The 22,246-nt window shown below is 69.1% G+C and carries 17 protein-coding genes; 10 read left to right on the top strand and 7 right to left on the bottom strand.

What is annotated here, in order from left to right; translation table 11 throughout:
• The first annotated feature begins 87 nt into the window (after positions 1–87).
• The 4 genes from NYO99_RS03760 (at position 88) to NYO99_RS03745 (ending at position 6,243) form a co-directional block, all read left to right on the top strand.
• Complete coding sequence (locus tag NYO99_RS03760) at positions 88–2,199, top strand: acetyl-CoA hydrolase/transferase C-terminal domain-containing protein (RefSeq protein WP_268165757.1); 2,112 nt, start codon at positions 88–90, stop codon at positions 2,197–2,199.
• A 40-nt stretch (positions 2,200–2,239) separates the two neighbouring features.
• On the top strand, positions 2,240–4,045 hold the full coding sequence (locus NYO99_RS03755; protein ID WP_268165756.1) for an ABC transporter transmembrane domain-containing protein: 1,806 nt from the start codon (positions 2,240–2,242) through the stop codon (positions 4,043–4,045).
• Between the two features lie 35 nt (positions 4,046–4,080).
• Entirely contained in the window at positions 4,081–5,961 is a 1,881-nt protein-coding gene (locus NYO99_RS03750; RefSeq protein ID WP_268165755.1) for a tetratricopeptide repeat protein, read from the top strand.
• Positions 5,962–6,114: 153 nt separating this feature from the next.
• Entirely contained in the window at positions 6,115–6,243 is a 129-nt protein-coding gene (locus tag NYO99_RS03745) for a hypothetical protein (protein ID WP_268165754.1), read from the top strand.
• Positions 6,244–6,253: 10 nt separating this feature from the next.
• Here NYO99_RS03745 and NYO99_RS03740 read toward each other — a convergent pair whose 3' ends face one another.
• The 7 genes from NYO99_RS03740 to NYO99_RS03710 form a co-directional block, all read right to left on the bottom strand.
• Positions 6,254–6,976, bottom strand: coding sequence for an ABC transporter ATP-binding protein (locus NYO99_RS03740; protein ID WP_268165753.1), 723 nt, complete (start codon positions 6,974–6,976; stop codon positions 6,254–6,256).
• The gene (locus NYO99_RS03735) at positions 6,973–8,223 is read right to left on the bottom strand and encodes an ABC transporter permease (RefSeq protein ID WP_268165752.1); all 1,251 of its coding nucleotides are present in this window, start codon (positions 8,221–8,223) and stop codon (positions 6,973–6,975) included. The genes NYO99_RS03740 and NYO99_RS03735 overlap by 4 nt, the downstream gene beginning before the upstream one ends.
• On the bottom strand, positions 8,224–9,528 hold the full coding sequence (locus NYO99_RS03730; protein ID WP_268165751.1) for an efflux RND transporter periplasmic adaptor subunit: 1,305 nt from the start codon (positions 9,526–9,528) through the stop codon (positions 8,224–8,226).
• Between the two features lie 298 nt (positions 9,529–9,826).
• A complete protein-coding gene (locus tag NYO99_RS03725) occupies positions 9,827–10,327 on the bottom strand; it encodes an endonuclease V (RefSeq protein WP_268165750.1) in 501 nt (166 codons plus the stop codon).
• A gap of 53 nt (positions 10,328–10,380) precedes the next feature.
• The gene (locus NYO99_RS03720; protein WP_268165749.1) at positions 10,381–12,753 is read right to left on the bottom strand and encodes a TonB-dependent receptor domain-containing protein; all 2,373 of its coding nucleotides are present in this window, start codon (positions 12,751–12,753) and stop codon (positions 10,381–10,383) included.
• 119 nt (positions 12,754–12,872) lie between these two features.
• A complete protein-coding gene (locus NYO99_RS03715; RefSeq protein ID WP_268165748.1) occupies positions 12,873–13,358 on the bottom strand; it encodes an EF-hand domain-containing protein in 486 nt (161 codons plus the stop codon).
• 14 nt (positions 13,359–13,372) lie between these two features.
• On the bottom strand, positions 13,373–14,173 hold the full coding sequence (locus NYO99_RS03710) for a DUF4198 domain-containing protein (RefSeq protein WP_268165747.1): 801 nt from the start codon (positions 14,171–14,173) through the stop codon (positions 13,373–13,375).
• Positions 14,174–14,492: 319 nt separating this feature from the next.
• On the opposite strand from NYO99_RS03710, the gene NYO99_RS03705 reads away from it, so the two are divergent.
• Genes NYO99_RS03705 through NYO99_RS03680 form a run of 6 tightly spaced genes read left to right on the top strand, consistent with a single transcriptional unit; the run spans position 14,493 to position 22,206 of the window.
• The gene (locus tag NYO99_RS03705) at positions 14,493–15,722 is read left to right on the top strand and encodes an efflux RND transporter periplasmic adaptor subunit (RefSeq protein ID WP_422395467.1); all 1,230 of its coding nucleotides are present in this window, start codon (positions 14,493–14,495) and stop codon (positions 15,720–15,722) included.
• 15 nt (positions 15,723–15,737) lie between these two features.
• A complete protein-coding gene (locus NYO99_RS03700) occupies positions 15,738–18,881 on the top strand; it encodes an efflux RND transporter permease subunit (RefSeq protein ID WP_268165746.1) in 3,144 nt (1,047 codons plus the stop codon).
• Between the two features lies 1 nt (position 18,882).
• Positions 18,883–20,277 (top strand): efflux transporter outer membrane subunit, encoded by a 1,395-nt coding sequence (locus NYO99_RS03695; RefSeq protein ID WP_268165745.1) that lies wholly within the window; start codon positions 18,883–18,885, stop codon positions 20,275–20,277.
• Entirely contained in the window at positions 20,274–20,882 is a 609-nt protein-coding gene (locus NYO99_RS03690) for a TetR/AcrR family transcriptional regulator (RefSeq protein WP_268165744.1), read from the top strand. The genes NYO99_RS03695 and NYO99_RS03690 overlap by 4 nt, the downstream gene beginning before the upstream one ends.
• A 17-nt stretch (positions 20,883–20,899) precedes the next feature.
• Positions 20,900–21,715, top strand: coding sequence for a thymidylate synthase (locus NYO99_RS03685; protein WP_268165743.1), 816 nt, complete (start codon positions 20,900–20,902; stop codon positions 21,713–21,715).
• Positions 21,712–22,206, top strand: a complete 495-nt coding sequence (locus tag NYO99_RS03680; RefSeq protein ID WP_268165742.1) for a dihydrofolate reductase — start codon at positions 21,712–21,714, stop codon at positions 22,204–22,206. The genes NYO99_RS03685 and NYO99_RS03680 overlap by 4 nt, the downstream gene beginning before the upstream one ends.
• The last annotated feature ends 40 nt before the right edge of the window (positions 22,207–22,246 follow it).

The following is a 22,246-nucleotide window of genomic DNA, read 5'->3' as shown; positions in this document are numbered from 1 at the left end:
GCCGAAAAACTCTCAACCTCTGAGCCACGCGCCGCGCGCCTGCGCCAAGTCAAGCCCTGGCCCCGCGCGATGGCCGAGACTGCGGCCATGCCCGCCCTGCTCACCGATCTCGACACCGCCGTCACCACCCTGCTGGCCCGTGTGGACGGCCCCGTCCACCTGGCGCTGCCGCTGGGCATCGGCAAGCCCAATGCGCTGGTCAACGCGCTGTACGAGCGCATGGCCGCCGACCCGTCGCGGCCGCTGACCATCCTGACCGCGCTGTCGCTGGAAAAGCCCGCGGGCGCCAGCGACCTGGAGCGCCACTTCCTCGCGCCGCTGGTGGCCCGCGTGTTCGGCGACTACCCCGACCTTGCCTACGTGAAGGCCGCCCGCGCGCAGGCGCTGCCGGCGCACATCGCCGTGCGCGAGTTCTTCCTGAAGACGGCCGACTACCTCGGCAACGACGCCGCGCAGCAGGGCTTCATCTGCAGCAACTACAGCCTGGCCGTGCGCGACATGCGGGCCCAGGGCGCCAACGTGCTGGCCCAGGCCGTGGCGGTGCGCCGCGACGCCGATGGCCGGCGGCGCTACTCGCTGTCCAGCAACCCCGACCTCACGGCCGACTTCGTCGACCACTGCCGCGCGCTGGGCCAGCCACTGCTGGTGGTGGCGGTGCTGAACGAACAGCTGCCCTTCATGCCCGGCCCGGCCGAGGTGGGCGAGGACTTCTTCGACCTGATCGTGGACGTGCCCCAGGGCCACCACGCGCTGTTCGCGCCGCCCAACCCGGCCGTGTCCAAGGCCGACTACGCCATCGGCCTGCACGCCGCCAGCCTGCTGCCCGACGGCGGCACGCTGCAGATCGGCATCGGCTCGCTGGGCGACGCCATCGCGCAGGCGCTGCTGCTGCGCGAACGCTGCAACGGCGAGTTCTGCGCGCTCATCGAGAGTCTGGACCGCGCCGCGCCGCTGTCCGGCCGGCACACGGGCCGCTTCGAGCAAGGCCTGTACGGCTGCTCCGAGATGTTTTCCAACAGCCTGCTGCAGCTGCTGGACGCCGGCCTCATCCGCCGCCGCGTCTACCCCGACCTCGCGCTGCAGCGCCTGGCCAACGCCGGCCGCCTGCCCGCCGCGCCCAGCCCGGCCGCCGTGCAGGCGCTGGCCGACGACGGCGCCCTGGCGACGCAGCTCACGCCCGCCACGCTGGCGCACTGGCAACAGCTGGGCCTGCTGCACCCCGCGCTGCAGCTGGACGGCGACCGCCTGCGCTGCGGCGAGCTCAGCTGCGCCAACGACGTGAACCTGCTGCCCGCCGGCATGCTGGGCGCCGCCTGGCGCGGCACGGTGGCGATGCACGGCGGCTTCTTCCTCGGCCCGCGCGCCTTCTACCAGCGGCTGCGGGACATGAGCGACGCCGAGCGGGCCGACATCGCGATGACCCGCATCGCCTTCGTCAACGAGCTGTACGACAGCCCCGGCGCGCCCGAGGCACTCAAGCGTGCGCAGCGGCGCGACGCGCGCTTCATCAACACCACGATGAAGATGACACTGCTGGGCGCCGCGTCGTCCGACGCGCTGGGCGACGGCCGCGTCGTTTCCGGCGTGGGCGGGCAGTACAACTTCGTCGCGCAGGCGCAGGCGCTGGCCGGCGCACGCTCGGTGCTGGCGCTGCGTGCCACGCACGACAACGCGGCCGGCCTGCAGTCCAACATCGTCTGGAGCCACGCCAACTGCACCATTCCGCGCCACCTGCGCGACCTCGTCGTCACCGAGTACGGCGTGGCCGACCTGCGCGGCGCGACCGACGCCGAATGCGTGCAGCGGCTGCTGTGCATCGCCGACTCGCGCTTCCAGCAAGGCCTCATGCACGAAGCCCAGGCCCACGGCAAGCTCGCGCCCGACTGGCAGCTGCCCGAGGCGGCGCGCCACAACACGCCCGAATCGCTGAAAGAACTGCTGCGCCCGGCCCGCGAGGCCGGCGCGCTGCCCGACTTCCCGTTCGGCACCGACCTGGACGAGGACGAACTCCGCATCGTGCGCGCGCTCAAAAAGCTCAAGCACGCCAGCCATCACCCGCTGGAGCTGCTGCAACTGGCGCTGGCCAGCCTGGGCCCGCAGCGCGCCGTGCCCGCCGCCTACCTGCAGCGGCTGGGGCTGGACGAGGCCCACAGCCTGAAGGACGTGGTGCTGCGCCGGCTGCTGGGCGCCAATCTCTGAGTAAGCTGGCGGGGACGCGAGCCGTCCCTACACTGCCCCGATGCCCGAAACCTCCCAACGCCCGGCCGCGCGCCAGGCCCGTTCGCTGTCCGGACTCGCCCCCTTCCTCAAGCCCTACCGCGGCCGCATCGCGCTGGCGCTGCTGGCCCTGGTGCTCGCCGCGCTGGCGACGCTGGCCTTCCCCATCGCGCTGCGCGGCCTCATCGACGCCGGCTTCGGCGCCGCCAATGCCGGCGAGCGGCTGATGGCGCTGCGCGAGCACTTCCTGGCGATGTTCGCGGTGGGCGCGGCTTTAGGCATCTTCTCGGCCTCGCGCTTCTACATGGTGACCTGGCTGGGCGAGCGCGTCACCGCCGACCTGCGCAACGCCGTCTACACCCACGTGCTGCGCCAGAGCCCCGAATTCTTCGAGACCACGCAGACCGGCGAGGTGCTGTCCCGCATCACGACGGACACGACGGTGGTGCAAACGGTGGTGGGCTCCAGCCTGTCCATGGGTCTGCGCAACACGGTGATGGGCATAGGCGCGCTGGTGATGCTCATCGTCACCAACCCCTACGTGATGGGCCAGGTGCTGGGCATCCTGGTGCTCATCGTGGCGCCGGCGCTGTACTTCGGGCGCCGCGTGCGCAAGCTGTCGCGCGCCAGCCAGGACCGCGTGGCCGACACCTCGGCCATCGCCGCCGAGGTGCTGAACGCCGTCACCGTGGTGCAGAGCTACACACAGGAAGGTGCGGAGGCCAAACGCTTCGCCGACGCCAGCGAGGCCGCGTTCGACACCGCCCGCAAGCGCACCACGGTGCGCAGCTTCCTCGTCGCCTTCATCATCACCACGGTGTTCGGCGCCATGCTGTGGGGGCTGTACCAGGGCACGCAGGCCGTCATCGCCGGCAGCATCACCGCCGGCCACCTGGGGCAGACGGTGGTGTACGTGACGCTGCTCGTCAGCAGCGTGGCCGTGCTGGCCGAGGTCTGGGGCGATGTGCTGCGCGCCGCCGGCGCCACCGAGCGGCTGGTGGAGCTGATGGAGGCCAAGTCTCCCGTGGCCGAGCCGGCCTCACCGCAGCCGCTGCCCGCCCCGGCCGGCGGCTCGCGCGTGGAGTTCAGCGATGTGCGCTTCCACTACCCGTCCCGCCCGCAGACCGCAGCGCTGGACGGCATACAGCTCAGCATCCAGCCCGGCGAAACCGTGGCGCTGGTGGGCCCCAGCGGCGCCGGCAAGACGACGCTGTTCCAGCTGCTGCTGCGCTTTTACGACCCGCAGGCCGGCGTCATCCGCCTGAACGGCCAGCCCACGCAGACGCTGCGCCTGGCCGACCTGCGCGCCGCCATCGGCCTGGTGCCGCAGGACAGCGTCATCTTCTCCACCACCGCGATGGAGAACATCCGCTACGGCCGGCCCGACGCCACCGACGAGGAAGTGATGGCCGCCGCCAAGGCCGCCTTCGCCGACGACTTCATCCGCGCGCTGCCGGAGGGCTACGCCAGTTTCTTGGGCGAGCGCGGCGTGCGCCTCTCGGGCGGCCAGCGCCAGCGCATCAGCATCGCCCGCGCGATGTTGAAGAACCCGCCGCTGCTGCTGCTGGACGAAGCGACCAGCGCGCTAGACGCCGAAAGCGAACGCGTCGTCCAAGCCGCGCTGGAAGCGGCGATGCAGCACCGCACGACGCTGGTCATCGCGCACCGGCTGGCCACCATCCAGAAGGCCGACCGCATCGTCGTGCTGGAAGCCGGCCGCATCGTCGACATCGGCCGGCACGATGAGTTGGTGGCGCGCGGCGGGCTGTATGCGAAGTTGGCGGCGATGCAGTTTGGGTTGGAAACTGGTACTGGCATTGCGGGTTAATCTACAGCACATCTCAGAAGACCTGCGCTGCTGCTTTGCAGAACACGGGAAAATGCGGCCGTTACGGCCATCTATCAAGTTGCCAGAATCAACAACAAGAATTGAAACGACAATCTGATGAAAGAAAACCAGGGAGCAATTTCATGAAGAGGCTGCTGACCATTTTCGTCTTGCTATGGGGCACAGCGGCAGCACAAGCCGTTCAGACATCCACAGCTGCATTAAAGGACCAGCTGGATGCGCTCAAGGAATTGCAGCAAAGCAAATTAGAATCACAGAAAGAGCTTCAAGTCAAAGATATTGAGGCCGTCCGACAGCAAATCACCGCCGTCGACAAACGCGTAGATGACCAATTGACCCAATTAGGGCAGAGCGTTGATCGCTTGGGAATTCTGATCACCATACTTGGCGTCGGCATCACAGTTTTGTTAGTTTTGGGCGGCTTCCTCGGATACCGCAATGCCAAATCCGAAGCCAAAGAAGCAGCATCCGACGCTGCCAAGGCTAGTGCGCAAGAGTGGTTTGACAAGCAAGCAATGGTGCTGAAAGAAAAGATTGAAGCGATGGAAAATAAAGCTGCTCTGCTTCACGCTGAAATGGATCAGCACGCCCAGGGCGTTCAAGAACACGCCGCCGACATCGCGAAAGCATTAATTACAGCCCAAGAGTCAATCGGCAAGACAAGCACACAAGCCCCCTCAGGTCTGGAAGAGTCAACAAAGGTTCTTGCTCAGCGCGACCGCGAGTTGCGAGCCTCTACCGAAGATAGCTACTCCTTCGATGACTGGAATACTCGCGCGCACGCCGCTTACACCAACGGGGCGTTGGAAGACGCTGGTTACTTCTGGCTTAGGGCTGCACGTGTCACAAATGCAGGTGCTGCGAACGTTGCGCAGGTGTTGATAAATCGCGCCATTACCCAGGGAGACCTGAACCAACGCGAAGCGGCTATCGCCACCTATGACGAAGTCATCCGCCGCTTCGGTGAAGCCCCTGAGCTTGCGCTGCGGGAGCACGTCGCAAGGGCTTTGCTTAACAAAGGCAGTCTCCAATCCAAACTGAACGACAACGAAGCCGCCATAGTTACCAACGACGAATTGCTAAAGCGCTGCGTCGAAGCAACCGAACCTCGGCTACTCAAGAAAGTAGCCATGGCCCTAGTCAACAAAGGCGTCGCTCAGTGTCGACAAAATCAGCTACAAGCGGCCATGATTACCTTTGATGAGGTATTACACCGCTTTGGCGAGGCTGTAGAACCTCACTTGCGCGATGCGGTTGCAAAATCGTTGGTCAACAAGGGAATTGCTCAAGAGCAACTAAACCAATACGAAGCTGCTATAGCAACCTATGACGAAACGCTGCGCCGCTTTGGTGAGGACACTGATCTTGGCATACAAATACAAGTCGCAAGGGCATTGGTCAACAAGGGCATTGCTCAAGACCGCGGCAACCAGGGTGGGAACCACATAGCCACTTTTGACGAGGTAGTGCGCCGATTCGCTGAGGCGGCCGAACCAACTATACGCCAGCAGGTCGCGTTGGCTTTGAACGGCCGCGGCTTTCACCACTTGATTCAAGCAAAAAGTCTAATGCAGCAGGAGGACCCAGAGGCGAAATTGCAATTGCAGATCGCGTTGGAAAATCTGAACGATGCGGCGCACCGATGTGCACGGCCAAACGGATTGATCCTCGGCAATCGCGCGTATGTTCAGTACTTGCTTGGAAACGTTGACGCAGCCAGCGACGATTTCGCCGAGGCATTACGAGCGCCTGAAGATGGAGGCAAGGGGCTATATGAAGCCACCCTAAAGGATTTGGATATCAATCCTTTGACAGTAGATATTGAGATTCGCAAAATGGTGGAAAAAGCATGGGCCACTTTCCAGATGCTGCGTGGATCGGGGTCAGGTCTTTAATCTAAACCCCTCCATCCAACGCCAGAGCCGGCTTGCGCCGGCTGATCAGATCGACGTTTCCTGGCCCACACGCCAGCCCAGCATCTCCACCCCACGCGCCTGCACATCGCCGCCCTGCTCCTTCCGCTGGCCCCCGCCCTGACCAGCTGCGCGGTGTTTGAAGCGCTGGGCGGCATGCCCGATGCCGAGACGACGTTGCCCCGGCCGCCCGCAATCACCAGCACCCCAGCGCTGGACTGCGTGGCGGCCTCGGTGCAGTCGCTGCGCAAGCGCAACGGCTGATGGAGGGAGGTCAGCCGCGCGAGCCCGGCAGAGCCGGCGTGAGGCGGTCGCTGGCAATCAAGCCGTCCACCAGTTCGATCACCCGGTCGCAGCGCGCGGCCAGGCGGGGGTCGTGGGTCACGACCAGAAAGGCCGTCCCCACCTCGGCGTGCATGCGGCGCAGCAGGGCAAACACCTCGTCGGAGGAGGCAGTGTCCAGATTGCCCGTGGGCTCGTCAGCCAGCACCAGGGCGGGCTCCAGCACCAGGGCGCGGGCAATGGCCACGCGCTGCTGCATGCCGCCCGAGAGCTGCTTGGAGGGCCGGTCCATCGCGCTGGCCAGGCCCACGGCCGCCAGCAGGGCCCGCCCCCGCTCCCGCAGGGCGGGGCTCACATGACCGTCCCGCGCCAGACCCGGCAGGCAGACGTTCTCCAGCGCGGTGAAGGCCGGCAGCAGATGGTGGAACTGGAACACGAAGCCCAGCGTGGCCTGCCGGGCCTGGGTCAGGGCCTTGTCGTCGAGGTCCTGCACGGCGCGGCCGTCCAGCAGGTACTGGCCGCTGCTGGGGCGCTCCAGCAGACCCAGCACGTTCAGCAGAGTGCTCTTGCCCGAGCCCGAGGGCCCGATCAGGGCGGCAAACTCGCCATGAGCCAGGCTGAGGTCCAGTTGCTTGAGCACCGCCACCTCGGAGGGCTGGCCCGGGTCGTAGACCTTGCCCAGGCCCTGGAGCTGAATGAGGGGCCGTTCGCTCATAGCCGTATCGCCTGGGCTGGGTCCATGCGTGCGGCGCGCCGCGCCGGGGCCCAGGCCGCCAGCACGCCGGCCGCCAGGGCCATCAGGCTGACCTGCACCGCCGTGCTGGCCGGCAGGCTGATGGAGAACAGCGGCAGGCCGTCCGCGCCGCGCACAAAGCTGGTGAAGGCCCAGATCAGCGCAACCGCCAGCAGATTGCCCAGCACCGCCCCCACGCCGCCCACCAGGGCGCCTTGCAGCAGGAAGACGCGCATGATCTGCCCCTGGGTCACACCCATGGCGCGCAGGATGCCGATCTCACGGCGCTTCTGCACCACCGACACCACCAGCACGCTGGCAATGCCCAGCACCACCACCACCATCACCACCGCGCGTATCAGGGTGGTGCTGATGCTCTGCGCATTCAGGGCCGAGACCAGCTGGGCATTGGTCTCCTGCCAGCTCTCCACCTTGTAGGGCAGCTGGCGCGCCAGACCGGCCGCCAGCTCGCTCGCGCTCCAGACATCGGCCACGCGCAGGTCGATCTGGGTCACGCCGCCGGGCAGGTCCAGCAGGCTCTGCGCCGAGCGCAGGGGCAGCACCACCATGCGCCGGTTCAGATCGCGCACACCGTAGTCCAGCAGGCCCACCAGGCGCACCGTATCGCTGCGGCTGCCGGTGTTGAGCACCATGCGGTCGCCCACACGCAGCCCCAGATCGGCCGCCAACAGCTGGCCCACCAAGGCCTCGCCCGGCAGCAGGCGGAATTCGCCTGCCACCAGGCGCTGACGCAGGCCCACGATGGTGTCGTAGCGCGCCAGCTCCACCCCCATCAGAGCCGCCGAACGGCTGGCCTCGCCGCGCTGGGCCAGCGCCGGGCCAGAGACCAGGGGCGACACCGCCGTGATGCCGGGCCGCTCGCCCAGCCAGCCTTCGTAGGACAGCCAGTTGCCCAGGCTGCGCAGGCGCTGAGCGCGGGCCTGGGTGTCGCTGAGCGACTGCGTACCCGAGGCCGCCGGCCAGGCCGGCAACACTTTCTCATCGGGCGGCGTGATTACCACGTGGGCCTGGGCACCCAGGGTCTTCTCCAGGGTGTTGCGCTGCAGGCCCCCGACCAGCGCGGAGATGTAGGCCACCACGGCCACACCGGCGGCCACGCCCACCACGATGAGCAGGGTCTGGAAGCGCCCCTCCAGCAAAAAGCGCCACGCCACCTGGCGCTCGAAGCCCAGGCCCACATGGGCCGATCTTGAGGACGATCCGGGCATTCAGCGAGCCCCGCCGCCCACGGCCTGGGCCATGGGATTGCCGCCCCCCGCCGCACGCGCCGACTCTGCAGCGGCCGGGGCAGCCACACCGCGCACCCGCGCGCCCAGGTCCAGCCGTGGGTCCAACAGCAGCAACTCGCCGGCCTGCAAGCCTTGCTGCACCTCCACCCGGTCCAGGCTGCGCAGGCCCAAACGGAGCGTCCGCTCAACCACCTGCCCCGCCTCCAGCACCGCAACACGGCCTTGGCTTCCCCCGTCCTGGCGCAGCGCGGACAGCGGCACGGCCAGCGCCCGCTCGCGCTCGGCCGTGAGCAGTTCCACCGACAGCGTCATGTCCTCACGCAAAAAGGCGGGCACCTGCCCCTGCGGCCGCAGCCAGACCTGCACCGCGCCGCGCTGGGCGTCCACCAACGGGGCCAGGCGCTCCAGCCGGGCGTCAAAGGGCTGCTGCGGATAGGCATCGGCCAGCACGCGCGCGCGCTGGCCCGGCTGCAGCTGCGAGAGATAGCGTTCATCCACCGACGCCACCAGTTCCAGCGGCCCCTCCACACTCTGCACCAGCAAGGCCTTGCCCGGCTGCACGATCTGGCCGGGCTCGGCATGGCGGGCCAGCAAGACCCCGTCACCCACGGCCAGCAGGCGGGCCTGGGCCAGCTTGGCCTCGGCCGCCTGGGCCGCGGCTTCCGCCGCGCGCCACTGGGCCAGGGCCGCGGCGGCCTCGGCACCGCCGCCGGCCTGGCCTTGCAGCGCCGCGTCGGCTGCGCGCAGGGCGGCATCGGCCGTGTCCAGGGCGCGGCGTGAATCATCTAGACGCGCCGGGCTCAGAAAGCCGGCGGCCACCAGTTCCTCGTTGCGTTGATAGTCGCGCCGCGCCGCCGCCTGCTGGGCTGCGGCCTGGGCGCGCTGCGCCTCGGCGGCCACCAGGCCCTGTTCACGCTGCCCACGCAGGCGCTCCCGCGCCTGCTGGGCCTGGGCCCGCGCCTGCTCGGCCGCGGCCCGCCATTCACTGTCGTCCAGCGCCAGCAAGACCTGGCCCTGCTTCACACGCTCACCCTCACGCAGGCTCACGCTCTGCACCCGCCCGGTGAGGGTGCTGCCCAGCTCCACGCGCCGGGGTGACTCCACCCGGGCACTGAACTGCAGGCTCTGGCGCAGGGGCCCAGCCGACAGCTCCAGCACCGAGGCGGCCGGCGGCCGCCACCAGGACCAGAGGGCCCAGCCCAACGCGATGAGCAGCGGGGCCGTCCAGAAGGCGCGCTTGCGCATCAGGCGAACGATGAAAGCGGGCACCTTGTTGTCTTCCATGCAAAGCGGATCGGAGGCCCGGCAAACCCAGGCTGCCAGATGCTAGCTGCGCCCAAGGGTCGGCTCGCCCGTCTGGCCCGTCACCATCCTCCGCGTGCTGCTGGCCGTGGGCTACCGGCAATCGCGCAGCCTGCCACGCTGATGTCGCTGACAGCAGCCATGCTGGCACTGCCCATCTTCAGCGCCAGCGCCACCCTCGGGGCCGGCGCCGTGCCGGTGCTGGCCTGGGCAGCAGGCGTTGCGGCCACGGCGAGCGAGGGCGCCCCGCTGCTCGCGCCGCATGGCCTGGCGCGGCGGCTCACTCGCCACCCTTCGCCAGCCGCGCCACCAGCTTCATCAACGTCGGCACGCGCTTGCGGCCATGCATGCCGCGCACGCGCACCTTGGCGGCGCCGATGTCCAGGCCCGCGCTGGTGACCGTCAGCGGCTTGGCTTCTTCCTCCCGCATCACCTCGAACTGCGCCGTGAGCCCCGGCCGGCTGGCCTTGGCCACGCCGATGACCGGCACGCGGCAGCCCAGCGCGAGGAACAGGTGCTGGCCCGGGCCCGGCGTTTCGTCAGCGTCGAGGTGAACGAAGCCGTCGAGGAGGATGAGCTCGGGCGCCAGCGCATGCTCGCGCAGTAGCTGCATCACGCAATGCAGCTCGCGCAGATCGGGCTCGCCGCGCGCGGGCTTCTCGACCTGGGCGACGTGGGTGACAAAGCTGCGGGTGGCTTCGGGCGCGTCCCAGGCGTCGAAGGCGACGGCCGCCGCGCGGGCCTGCGAGCCGTCGAAGTGAACGGTGATGGCGAGTTTCATGCGGCATTCTGAGGCGCCCGCCCGGGCGCAGCGCCTCAGAAGCCGAATGAGGCTCAGTACTCCGCGCTGACGCTCAGCGCGAACGTGCGCCCCGGCGCCGTCGCCAGCTCGATCTGCTGCTGGTCGCGCGCGTTGGCGGGCTGCAGGCTGCGGGTGCTGGCGTAGCTCCAGTAACGCTTGTCGCCGACGTTGAGCACAGCGGCATTCAGGCGCAGCTGCGGGGTCAGGCGCCAGTAGCCGGCCAGGTCGAAGCGGGCGAAGCCGGGCACGCGGTAGAGCTGCGTGGTCGAGTCGGCCAGCTGGGCGCCGGGGTTGTTGCTGAAGGACTGGCGCGTGGTGGCCACGGCCTGCTTGGCGCGCACGAAGGTGCCGGTGAGCTGGCCGCCCCACACCTTGCGCTCGGCCTCATAGCCCAGGCCCAGCACGGCCTTGGCGGGCTGCACGGTGTCGAGGTCCACGTCCTTGTCGCCCGCGTAGTTGGACTTGGACGTGCCCTGGCTGTAGCCCAGCGCCCAGCTGCTGTAGAGGCCGCGCAGCGCGGGCGTCCAGGTGCCGTGCTCCAGGCGCAGCTTGAGCTCGGCGCCGTAGATGGTGGCCTCGTCGCGATTGGCGGCCTGGTAGAGGATGGACAGGCTGGGCTGGATGTTGACGAACTTCTCCGGGTTGTTGGCGCGCGTGTAGCGGGTGTAGGAGATGAAGTCCTCGTACTGTGTGTAGAACATCGAGCCGGCCAGCGTGACGCCCGGCGTGGGCGAGCCCTTGAGGCCGATGTCGAAGGCGTTGCTGGTTTCGGCCTTGAGGTTGCGGTCGCCCAGCAGCGCGTAGCTGCCGCCGCCGCTGTTCCAGTAGCCAAAGATCTCGCTGTTGGTGGGCGCGCGGCCGCCGCGCTTCCATTGCGCATAGGCGCTCAGGCCGGGCTGCAGTTCGTACAGCAGCGCCAGGCTGGGGCTGGCGATGGTGGTGGCGGGCGCGTTGCCGTACATCGCCTCCAGTTCCGCCTGTGTGATGCGCGTGCTGCCGAAGCGCGCGGTGTTGCGGATGCTGGGGTCGATGCGGTCCACGCGCAGGCCCGGCACGACGGCCAGGCGCTTGCCGGCCAGCGTGAAGTCGATGCTGTCCTCGATGAAGGCGCCGGTGCGCAGCGTCAGCGTGTCCGGGAAGGGCTGGCCCACGGCGCCCAGGCCGGTGTCGGTGGTCGTGAACGGGTGTTCGTTCTCGGTGCGCGAGTGGTTGAGCCCGAACTTGAGGCCATGGCGACCGAGGCGCTTCTCGCCCACGGTGGAGACGCCGACCTGCGTGGTGCTGTTGCGCGAGGTTTCCAGCGTCTGCGCGTTGGTGGCGAGCGTGACGGTGCGGGTGGCGTCGTCCATGTCGGTGTTCTGCGCGAAGACGCGGGTATCCAGCCGGTCCAGCAGGCCGCCGGCGCCGGGTGTCCAGCGGTGGGCCAGCGAGACGGTGTCGCGGCGCGTGCTGGCGTCCTGCACCGAGCGGCCGGTGATGGCCGTGGCCGCCGTGTTCCAGCTGTCGAAGGCGGCGTCGCTCTGCTTGCGGTAGAGGTCGGCTGCGAGTTCGAGCTGGTGCGCCGGGTTCACGCGCAGCACGCCCTTGAGCAGCAACGCGTCGGAATGCCAGTCCTCCGGGTAGGCGGCGACGGTGGCGCTGTGGTTCTCGGTCTGCTGGCCGTCGCGGCGGGTGTAGCTGAGCAGCAGGCCCAGGTCGCCGGTCTGGGCGGCCAGCGTGGCGCCTTGGGTCCAGGTGCGGTTGGCCTCGTTGTAGCCCAGCTTGGCGCCAGCGTAGAACGGCTTGGTGACGCTGACGTAGTCCTGCGGCGACTTGCTGCGAAAGCTCACCGCGCCGCCGATGCCGCCGGCCGAGCGCTGGGCGTTGGTGGTGCCGGACTGGATGTCCACGGCGGCGTACTGGTCGGGGTCGATGAAGTCGCGGCCCATGCCGAAGGTGCCGTCCTCGGACCGCGCGGTCAGCGGCGCGCGGCTGACGGCGTCGGGCATCTCGATGCCGTCCACGTCCAGGCCCACGCGGTTGCCCTCGACGCCGCGGATGTTGTAGTTGGTCGTGCCGCCACGGTCGTAGCGGCTGGCGCCGCGGGTGGAGCCCAGCGTGGTGCCGGGCGCCTCCACCAGCGGCTGCTCGCGCACGACGTCGGCGATGCCGGTGCCGCCGCTGCGCTCGACATCGGCCGCCGTCACGACGCTGCGGCTGCCGGCCTCGGGGCGCTCGGCGGCGGCCTTGACGCGCACGACGGGCAGCGCGTCGGCGTCGTCGGCGGGCTTCTTGGGCGAGGAGGTCTGTGCCTGTGCGGTGGCGCCGGTCACGGCCAGCGCGATCAGCGCCTGGCGTGCGGCTTGAGAGAGCGCCAAGGCGCGGGGAGCGCGAACGACAACGCGCGAATGGGTCTTCTTGTTCATGCGAAACCTGGTGGGAATGGCCGGTTGGCTGGCTTCGCAGGGTTCGCGATGGCTGGCTGGAGATCTGGAAACGTCGGGGCACGCCCCGTCGTGCGGGGCAGCCGGGGTGGCGAGGCTGGTCAGGGCGACACGAAGCCGGTCTTGCCGGCCTTGCGCTCTTCTTCGGCGAGCTTGATGTCGACCTCGTCGACGCCGTTGTCCTGGTTGCGGTCGTGCAGCTTGAACATGCGCAGGCCGGTGGCCTGGAACTCCTCCAGGCTGATGCTGCCGTTCCTGTCGGCGTCCAGCACACCGAAGCGCACCTTGGCCTGGCGCATCTGGCGCTGCAGCTCTTCCTTGCGCTTCTCGGGGTCGGCCATCTTGCCGACGCGCTGCATCAGGCGGCCCTCGAACTCGCCCAGGTACTCGGCCTCGCTGAGCTGGCCGTCGGCGTTGAAGTCCATGCGCGTGAACTCGACCTGGCGGCCCAGCTTGAACTCCTCCAGCAGCACGCGGCCGTCGCCGTTGATGTCCTGCTCGGTGATGAAGGTGGTGGAGGAATGCGAGGCGGCGGCGGCGGGCAATGCGGCGATGGCGAACAGGGCGGCGGCGAGGGTGTGCTTCATGGCGATGGCGGGTTTCACGGCTGGGGCTGGACTTCGACGGTGAGCGTGGCGGTGTGGCTGAGCCACAGCGCGGGGTTGTCGGGCGAGGCGCGGCGCACGCGCACCTGCAGCAGGTACAGGCCGGCGGTCTTGGGCTTGAAGCTGACCTCGCCGGCGGCGTTGCTGGTGTAGTCCTGCTCGGGCTGCTTGTGGTTGGCATAGTTTTGGCCGTCAGCAATGACGGTCAGCACCTGGCCGGCCAGAGGCTGGCGGCCGTCGCGCACGCGCACGGTGACGGTCTCGCCGGCGTACAGCGCATAGGGCTTGCTGACGGGCTGGATCTGCACGCCGGCGGTGTCGAACTCGGCGGCCGTGGGCGTGCCGCGCGTCACGTAGACGTCGGCGCGCGTGAGGCTTTGCACCTCGATGGGCTGGTCACCGGGCTGCACGTCGTCCTGGCGCTCGGCGAAATGCACCTGGCCCTGGCGCAGCACGCCCTTGGCGAGGCGCCCCTTGCGCAGGCCGCTGGACACCAGGTAGGTGCCGTTGCCGGCGGCCAGCGGGACTTCCAGGTAGCTGGCGTCCTTCAGCACGGCGGCGGGCGTCAGCGGCTGCTGCTTGCCATCGGGGCCGACGAGGTGGAAGGCGTCTGACTTCATCGCCACGTCGGGGCGCAAGTCGCCCTCGGCGAACGAGGCCTCCACGGTCACATGCTTGCGCTGCGCCGAGGGGTTGAAGTCGTTGGGCTTGAGGTAGGGCGAATGGGCCTGGGCGGCGGCACTGAGCAGCAGCGGGGCCAGGCAGGCGGCAAGCGGACGGAGCCGGGAGGGGGACATGGCGTGTGGGGTGAAGGGCAAGGGATGACGGTGGCGCTGCCCGAGCGACAGCAGTGCCTTTCATCATAAATGCGAACAAATCGCATTTGCGAATTATTCGCATCAAAACCCTGCGAGCGCTGCGGCTGATCACCGCCACGCGGCCCGGCGGCCGGCGTGTGCACAGCCCGTGCGGGATGCCACGACAGCGCCGGCAAAGCCCCCACGGGACTGAATGGTCATTCAGATTTCGCTTGCTGCAGCGCAGCAGAAAAATAGAATGAACGATCATTCAGTCTTCAAAGCGCCGCAGGCAGCGGCTCCGCCACCGAGGTTCACGATGTCCAAGTCCCCTTCCCGTCTCTCACTCGGCATGCCGGTGTTCACCGCGCTGACGCTGGCGGTCGCCGTGCTGGCCGCGCTGTCGCTGACCGCCTGCGGCAAGGCCGATTCCAAAACCCAGCCACAGGGCGGCGCCGCGCAGGCGGCCCCGGTGAGCGTGCTCACGCTGCAGCCGCAGCGCGTCACGCTGGCCACCGAGCTGGCCGGCCGCACCGTGGCCACGCAGACTGCCGAGGTGCGGCCGCAGGTGACCGGCATCGTCAAGACCCGCGCCTTCACCGAGGGCAGCGACGTCAAGGCCGGCCAGCTGCTCTACCAGATCGACCCCGCCAGCTACGAGGCCGCGCTGGACAGCGCCCGCGCCACGCTGGCCAAGGCCGAGGCCGCCGCGACGACCGCGCGCCTGAAGGCCGCCCGCTATGACGAGCTGGCCGGCATCGACGCCGTCTCCAAGCAACTGCGCGACGACGCGCAGGCCGCGCTGAAGCAGGCACAGGCCGACGTGGCGGCCGCCACCGCCGCGGTGCGCACCGCACAGATCGACCTGGACCGCACCCGCGTGACCGCGCCCATCGCCGGCCGCATCGGCCGCTCGGCCGTGACGCCCGGCGCGCTGGTGACCGCCAACCAGACCACCGCCATGGCCACGCTGCAGCAGCTGGACACCATCTATGTCGACGTGCAGCAGACCAGCGCCGAGCTGCTGCGCCTGCAGCGCCAGCTGGCCGACGGCACGCTGCAGCGCGACGCTGCCGGCCAGGCCCGCGTGACGCTGCTGCTGGAAGACGGCAGCACCTACCCGCTGCCCGGCACGCTGCAGTTCAGCGAGCTGCAGGTGGACCCGGCCAGCGGCAGCGTGACGCTGCGCGCCCAGTTCCCCAACCCCAAGCGCCAGCTGCTGCCCGGCATGTATGTGCGCGCCCAGGTGCAGAGTGGCGTGCAGGCCGAGGGCATCCTGGTGCCGCAGGCCGCCGTGCAGCGTGATGCCAAGGGCAACGCCACGGCCATGGTGGTCGACAAGGACGGCAAGGCCGAGGCCCGCGTGCTGCAGACCGGCGCCGTGGTGAACGGCCAGTGGCTGGTGACCTCGGGCCTGGCCGCGGGCGAGCACCTCATCGTCGACGGCCTGCAGCGCCTGCGCCCGGGCGCACCGGTGCAGCCGGTGCAGGCCCCCGCCGCCGCCGCGCCTGCCGCCACCGTCCCGGTCGCCGCCGCGCAAGCCCGCTGATCGAAAGGCTCTCCCATGTCACGTTTCTTCATCGACCGCCCCATCTTCGCGTGGGTGCTGGCCATCGTCGTGATGCTGGCCGGCGCGCTGTCCATCCGCACGCTGCCGGTCTCGCAATACCCGAGCATTGCGCCGCCGCAGGTCTCCATCAATGCCACCTACCCCGGCGCCTCGGCCAAGACGCTGGAAGACACCGTCACCCAGGTCATCGAGCAAAAGCTCAAGGGCATTGATGGCCTGACCTACATGTCCTCCACGTCGGACTCGCAGGGCAACGCCAGCATCACACTGACCTTCGCCGCCGGCACCAACCCCGACACCGCCCAGGTGCAGGTGCAGAACAAGCTGGCCGCCGCCACACCGCTGCTGCCGCAGGAAGTGCAACGCCAGGGCGTGCAGGTGGTGAAGTCCACGATCAACTTCCTGATGGTGGTGGGCTTCGTGTCGGAGGATGGCAAGCTCTCCGGCACCGACCTGTCGGACTACGTGTCCACCAACGTGCTGGACCCGTTGAGCCGCGTGGAAGGCGTGGGCGAAGTGCAGCTGTTCGGCGCGCAGTACGCGATGCGCATCTGGCTGAACCCCAACCAGCTCAACCAGCACGGCCTGACGCCGGCCGACGTGTCCGCCGCCATCCAGGCGCAGAACGCGCAGGTCTCCGCCGGCCAACTGGGCGCCGCGCCCGCCAACGTGGGCCAGCAGCTCAACGCCACCGTCACGGCGCAGAGCCGCCTGCAGACGCCCGAGCAGTTTCGCAACATCGTGCTGAAGACGGCCGCCGATGGCGCCACCGTGCATCTGCGTGACGTCGCCCGCGTGGAGCTGGGCGCGGAGAGCTACGCCACCGTGTCGCGCTACAACGGCAAGCCCGCCGCAGGCGTGGCCGTGAAGCTGGCCACCGGCGCCAACGCGCTGTCCACGGCCAAGGCCGTCGAGGCGGAACTCAAGCGCATGGAGGGCTTCATGCCCGCCGGCGTGAAGGCCGTCATCCCCTACGACAGCACGCCCTTCGTCGAAGTCTCCATCCACGAGGTGGTGAAGACGCTGATCGAGGCGGTGATCCTCGTGTTCCTGGTGATGTATCTGTTCCTGCAGAACTTCCGCGCCACGCTGATCCCGACGATCGCGGTGCCGGTCGTGCTGCTGGGCACCTTCGGCGTCATGGCCGCGGCGGGCTTTTCCATCAACACGCTGACGATGTTCGGCCTGGTGCTGGCCATCGGCCTGCTGGTGGACGACGCCATCGTCGTCGTCGAGAACGTCGAGCGCGTGATGACGGAGGAAGGCCTGTCCCCGGTCGAGGCCACGCGCAAGTCCATGGGCCAGATCACCGGCGCGCTGGTGGGCATCGCCCTCGTGCTGTCGGCCGTGTTCGTCCCGATGGCCTTCTTCGGCGGGTCCACCGGCGTCATCTACCGCCAGTTCTCCATCACCATCGTGTCGGCCATGGTGCTGTCGGTGTTCGTCGCCCTGGTGCTGACGCCGGCGCTGTGCGCCACGCTGCTCAAGCCGGGCCACGGTCCGGCCACGCGCGGCTTCTTCGGTGCTTTCAACCGGCGCTTTGACAGTGCCACCACCGGCTACCAGGGCGTCGTCGCGCGCATGCTGCGCCGCTGGGGCCGCCACCTGGTGGTCTACGGCGCGCTGGTGCTGGGCATGGCCTGGCTGTTCATGCGGCTGCCCACGTCCTTCCTGCCCGAAGAAGACCAGGGCATCCTGTTCTCGCAGATCCAGCTCCCGGCCGGCGCCACACAGGCGCGCACGATGGACGTCGTTCAACGCGTGGAGAACCACTTCCTGCAGAACGAGAAGGACAACGTCGAGTCCGTGTTCGCCGTCACCGGCTTCAGCTTCGCCGGCCGTGGCGAGAACATGGCCATTGGCTTCGTGAAGCTCAAGGACTGGGGCGAGCGCAAGAGCGCCGCCCAGCAGGTACAGGCCATCGCCGGCCGCGCGATGGGCGCCTTCATGCAGTTCCGCGACGCCTCCGTCTTCGCGTTCGCACCACCGGCCGTGCTGGAGCTGGGCAATGCCAGCGGCTTCGACATCTACCTGCAGGACCAGGGCGGCGTGGGCCGCGACGCGCTCGTCGCCGCGCGCAACCAGTTCCTGGGCCTGGCCGCCAAGGACCCGACGCTGGTGGCCGTGCGCCCCAACGGCCTGGCCGATGCGCCGCAGCTGCGCCTGGACGTGGACACGGCCAAGGCCGGCGCCCTGGGCCTGTCGGTCGCCGACATCAACAGCCTGCTGTCCACCGCCTGGGGCGGCAGCTACGTGAACGACTTCATCGACCGCGGCCGCGTGAAGAAGGTCTACCTGCAGGCCGACGCGGCCTACCGCATGCAGCCTGACGACCTGAACAGCTGGCGCGTGCGCAACGCGCAGGGCCAGATGGTGCCGTTCTCGGCTTTCGGCACCGCGAGCTGGGAGCTGGGCTCGCCCCGCCTGGAGCGCTACAACGGCCTGCCCGCACTGGAAGTGCTGGGTCAGCCGGCGCCGGGCCAGAGCTCGGGTGCGGCGATGAAGTCGGTGGAAGCCATCGTCGCCCAGCTGCCCCCGGGCATCGCCGTGAGCTGGACGGGCCTGTCCTACCAGGAACGCCTGACCGGCGACCAGGCACCCATGCTGTACGCGATCTCGCTGCTGGTGGTGTTCCTGTGCCTGGCCGCGCTGTACGAGAGCTGGAGCATCCCGTTCTCGGTGATGCTGGTGGTGCCGCTGGGCGTCATCGGCGCGCTGCTGGCAGCAACGCTGCGTGGCTTGTCCAACGACGTGTACTTCCAGGTCGGCCTGCTGACGACCATCGGCCTGTCGGCCAAGAACGCCATCCTCATCGTCGAGTTCGCCAAGGAGCAGATGGAGGCCGGCCGCGACGCCGTCACCGCCACGCTGGAGGCCGTGCGCCTGCGGCTGCGCCCCATCCTGATGACGTCGCTGGCCTTCGCGCTGGGTGTGTTGCCACTGGCGATTGCCACCGGCGCCGGCTCGGGCAGCCAGAACGCCATCGGCACCGGCGTGCTGGGCGGCATGTTGAGCGCGACGGTGCTGGGCATCTTCTTCGTGCCGGTGTTCTTCGTCGCCGTGCAGACCTGGTTCCCCAAGAAGACTTCCCCGGCGCCCGCCCCGCAGGCGGCGCCCCAAGCCCTGGAGGGCGTGTGACATGACCAAGTTCCTGACCATCCTCGCCGCGAGCCTCGCGCTGGCCGGCTGCGCCAGCATGGCGCCCACGTATGAGCGCCCTGCCGCCCCGGTGGCTGCGCAATGGCCGGTGCCCCAGGGCAGCGCCACGCAAGCCAAGGCCGCCGATCTCGGCTGGCGCGAGTTCTTCACCGACGCACGGCTGCAAGCCCTGATCGAACAGGCGCTCGCCAACAACCGCGACCTGCGCGTGGCGGTGCTGAACGTGCAGCGCGCCCAGGCGCAGTACGGCGTGCAGCAGGCCGACCGCCTGCCCAGCGTCAACGCCGCCGCTGCTCAATCGGCCACGCGCTCGCCCGGCGGCAGCATCAGCCGCCAGTACACCGCCACGCTGGGCGTCAGTGCCTGGGAGCTGGACCTGTTCGGCCGCGTGAAGAGCCTCAACGACGCGGCGCTGCAGCAGTACCTTGCCACCGACGACGCGCGCCGCAGCGCGCAGCTCAGCCTCGTCGCCGAAGTGGCGGGTGCCTACCTGACGCTGGCCGCCGACCAGGAGAAGCTGCGTCTGGCCGAGCAGACGCTGCTGGCCCGCCAGGACGGCCTGCGCCTCACGCAGCGGCTGCAGGCGGCCGGCGTGGCCTCTGCGCTGGACCTGCGCCAGGCCGAGATCGCCGCAGAGACGGCACAGACCGATCTCGCCGGGCTGACCACCCAGGTCGCGCAGGACCGCAATGCGCTGGCGCTGCTGGTGGGCCAGCCGCTGACGCCCGAGCAACTGCCCGTGGCCGGCACCGCCACGGCCGTCACGCAGACCGCCGAGCTGGCCGCCGGCCTGCCCAGCGAGGTGCTGCTGGCCCGCCCCGACGTGCAGCAGGCCGAGCGCACGCTGCAGGCGGCCAACGCCAACATCGGCGCGGCGCGCGCGGCGTTCTTCCCGCGCATCAGCCTCACGGCCAGCGCCGGCAGCGCCAGCGGCGAGCTGGACGGCCTGTTCCGCTCGGGCTCGGGCCTGTGGACCTTCATGCCGCAGGTGTCGCTGCCCATCTTCGACGCCGGCCGCAACCAGGCCAACCTGAGCATCGCCCAGGTGGACCGCGACATCGCGCTGGCGCAGTACGAAAAGGCCATCCAGGCCGCCTTCCGCGACGTGGCCGATGCGCTCGCCGCACGCGCCACACTGGGCCAGCAGATCGCGTCGCAGCAGCGGCTCGTGGCGCAGACGCAGGACGCGCTGCGGCTGGCAGAGGCGCGCTTCCGCCAAGGTCTGGACGATCGCCTCGCCACGCTGGACGCCCAGCGCTCGCTGTACGCCGCCGAGCAGGGCCTGATCAGCAGCCGGCTCGCCCAGCAGGTCAACCGCGTGACGCTGTACAAGGTGCTGGCCGGCGGCCAGGCCGGCACACAATCCGGCTCGTGACTGTCACCACCACTCCCTCCGACCGCACGCTGGCGCGCCGCCAGCAGGTACTGGACGCCGCGGCCGACTGCTTTCGCCGCCGCGGCTTCCACGCCGCCAGCATGGCCGAGATCGCCAAGACGGCGGGCATGAGCCCCGGCCACATCTACAACCTGTTCGAGAACAAGGACGACATCATCGCGGCCATCGTCGAGCGGGACTGCGAGGACATCCTCGCCCGCATCGCCGAGTTCCGGCAGGCCGGCGACCTGCTGGAGCAGATGCTGGCGGGTACCGAAGCAGCCATCGACGAGCACAGCCAGGTGGCCGAGGCCGCACTGCAGCTGGAGGTGCTGGCCGAGGCCAGCCGCAACCCCAAGCTCGCGGCGGTGGTGCAGCAAAGCCAGGCGCTGGTGAACGCAAAGGCCCAGGAACTGATCCGCCAAAGCCTGGGCGAGCATGCGGACCGCCTGCCCGCCGGCGAGATCCAGGGCCGCGCGCTGATGCTGGGCGCACTGTTCAACGGGCTGACCGCGCTGAGCGTGCGCGACCCGGCGATGTCGCAACGCGTGCCGGCCATGGCGCCCGTGATGCGGCGCGTGCTGCAGGTGCTGCTCGCGCCGTAGCAGAGACAATGCCGGGCATGAGCACCCTGCCCCGCCCTCCGCAGCAATACGAAGATTTCATGCGCCATGTGTTCGAGCATGGCGTGCACAAGAGCGACCGCACCGGCACCGGCACGCGCAGCGTGTTCGGCCACCAGATGCGCTTCGACCTCGCTGCCGGCTTCCCGCTGGTGACGACCAAGAAGGTGCACCTGAAGTCCATCATCCTGGAGCTGCTGTGGTTCCTGCGCGGCGACAGCAACGTCAAGTGGCTGCAGGAGCGCGGCGTGACGATCTGGAATGAATGGGCGCGCGAGGACGGCGACCTGGGCCCCGTCTACGGCGTGCAATGGCGCAACTGGCCCACGCCAGACGGCGGCCACATCGACCAGATCGCCGAGGTCGTGAAGACGCTGAAGTCCAACCCGGACTCGCGCCGCATCATCGTCAGCGCGTGGAACGTGGCCGACCTGTCCAAGATGGCGCTGATGCCCTGCCACGCGTTCTTCCAGTTCTACGTGGCGGACGGCCGCTTGAGCTGCCAGCTCTACCAGCGCTCGGCCGACATCTTCCTCGGCGTGCCGTTCAACATCGCCAGCTACGCACTGCTGACCATGATGCTGGCGCAGCAGTGCGATCTGGCGCTCGGCGACTTCATCTGGACCGGCGGCGACTGCCACATCTACGACAACCACGTGGAGCAGGTGCAGACCCAGCTGGCCCGCGAGCCCCGGCCCTACCCGACCATGACGATCAAGCGTCGGCCGGCATCGATCTTCGACTACGAGTTCGAGGACTTCGAGCTCAGCGGCTACGACCCGCATCCAGCCATCAAGGCACCGGTCGCCGTATGAGCACGATCACGCTGGTTGCGGCCGTGGCCCGTGACGGCGCCATCGGCCGCGACAACGCGCTGCTGTGGCACCTGCCCGAAGACCTGGCGCGCTTCAAGGCGCTGACGCTGGGCAAGCCCGTCGTCATGGGCCGCAAGACCTGGGACTCCCTGCCGGCGAAGTTCCGCCCGCTGCCCGGCCGGCGCAATCTCGTCGTCAGCCGCAGCGCGAGCGAACTGCCCGGTGCCGAAGTCTTCGCCAGCCTGGACGCGGCGCTGGCCGCCTGCGCCGAGCCCGAGGTCTGCGTCATCGGCGGCGGCGAGATCTATGGGCTGGCGCTGCCGCTCGCGGACAAACTCGCACTGACCGAGGTGGATGCCGCTTTCCCCGATGCCGACCGGCATTTCCCCACGTGGCCGCGCGACCGATTCACCGAAGCCACGCGCGAGACGCGCACCAGCAGCGCCGGTTTGCGCTTTGACTTCGTCGACTACGTCCGACGCAGTCGCTAGGGCGGGCAGCCCGCTTGCCTCGGACAGACTGGACAAACGG

The sequence above is a fragment of the Roseateles hydrophilus genome (assembly GCF_026712245.1).
Classification (GTDB): Bacteria; Pseudomonadota; Gammaproteobacteria; order Burkholderiales; family Burkholderiaceae_C; genus Pelomonas; species Pelomonas hydrophilus.
This window is presented reverse-complemented; position numbering and strand designations above follow the sequence as displayed.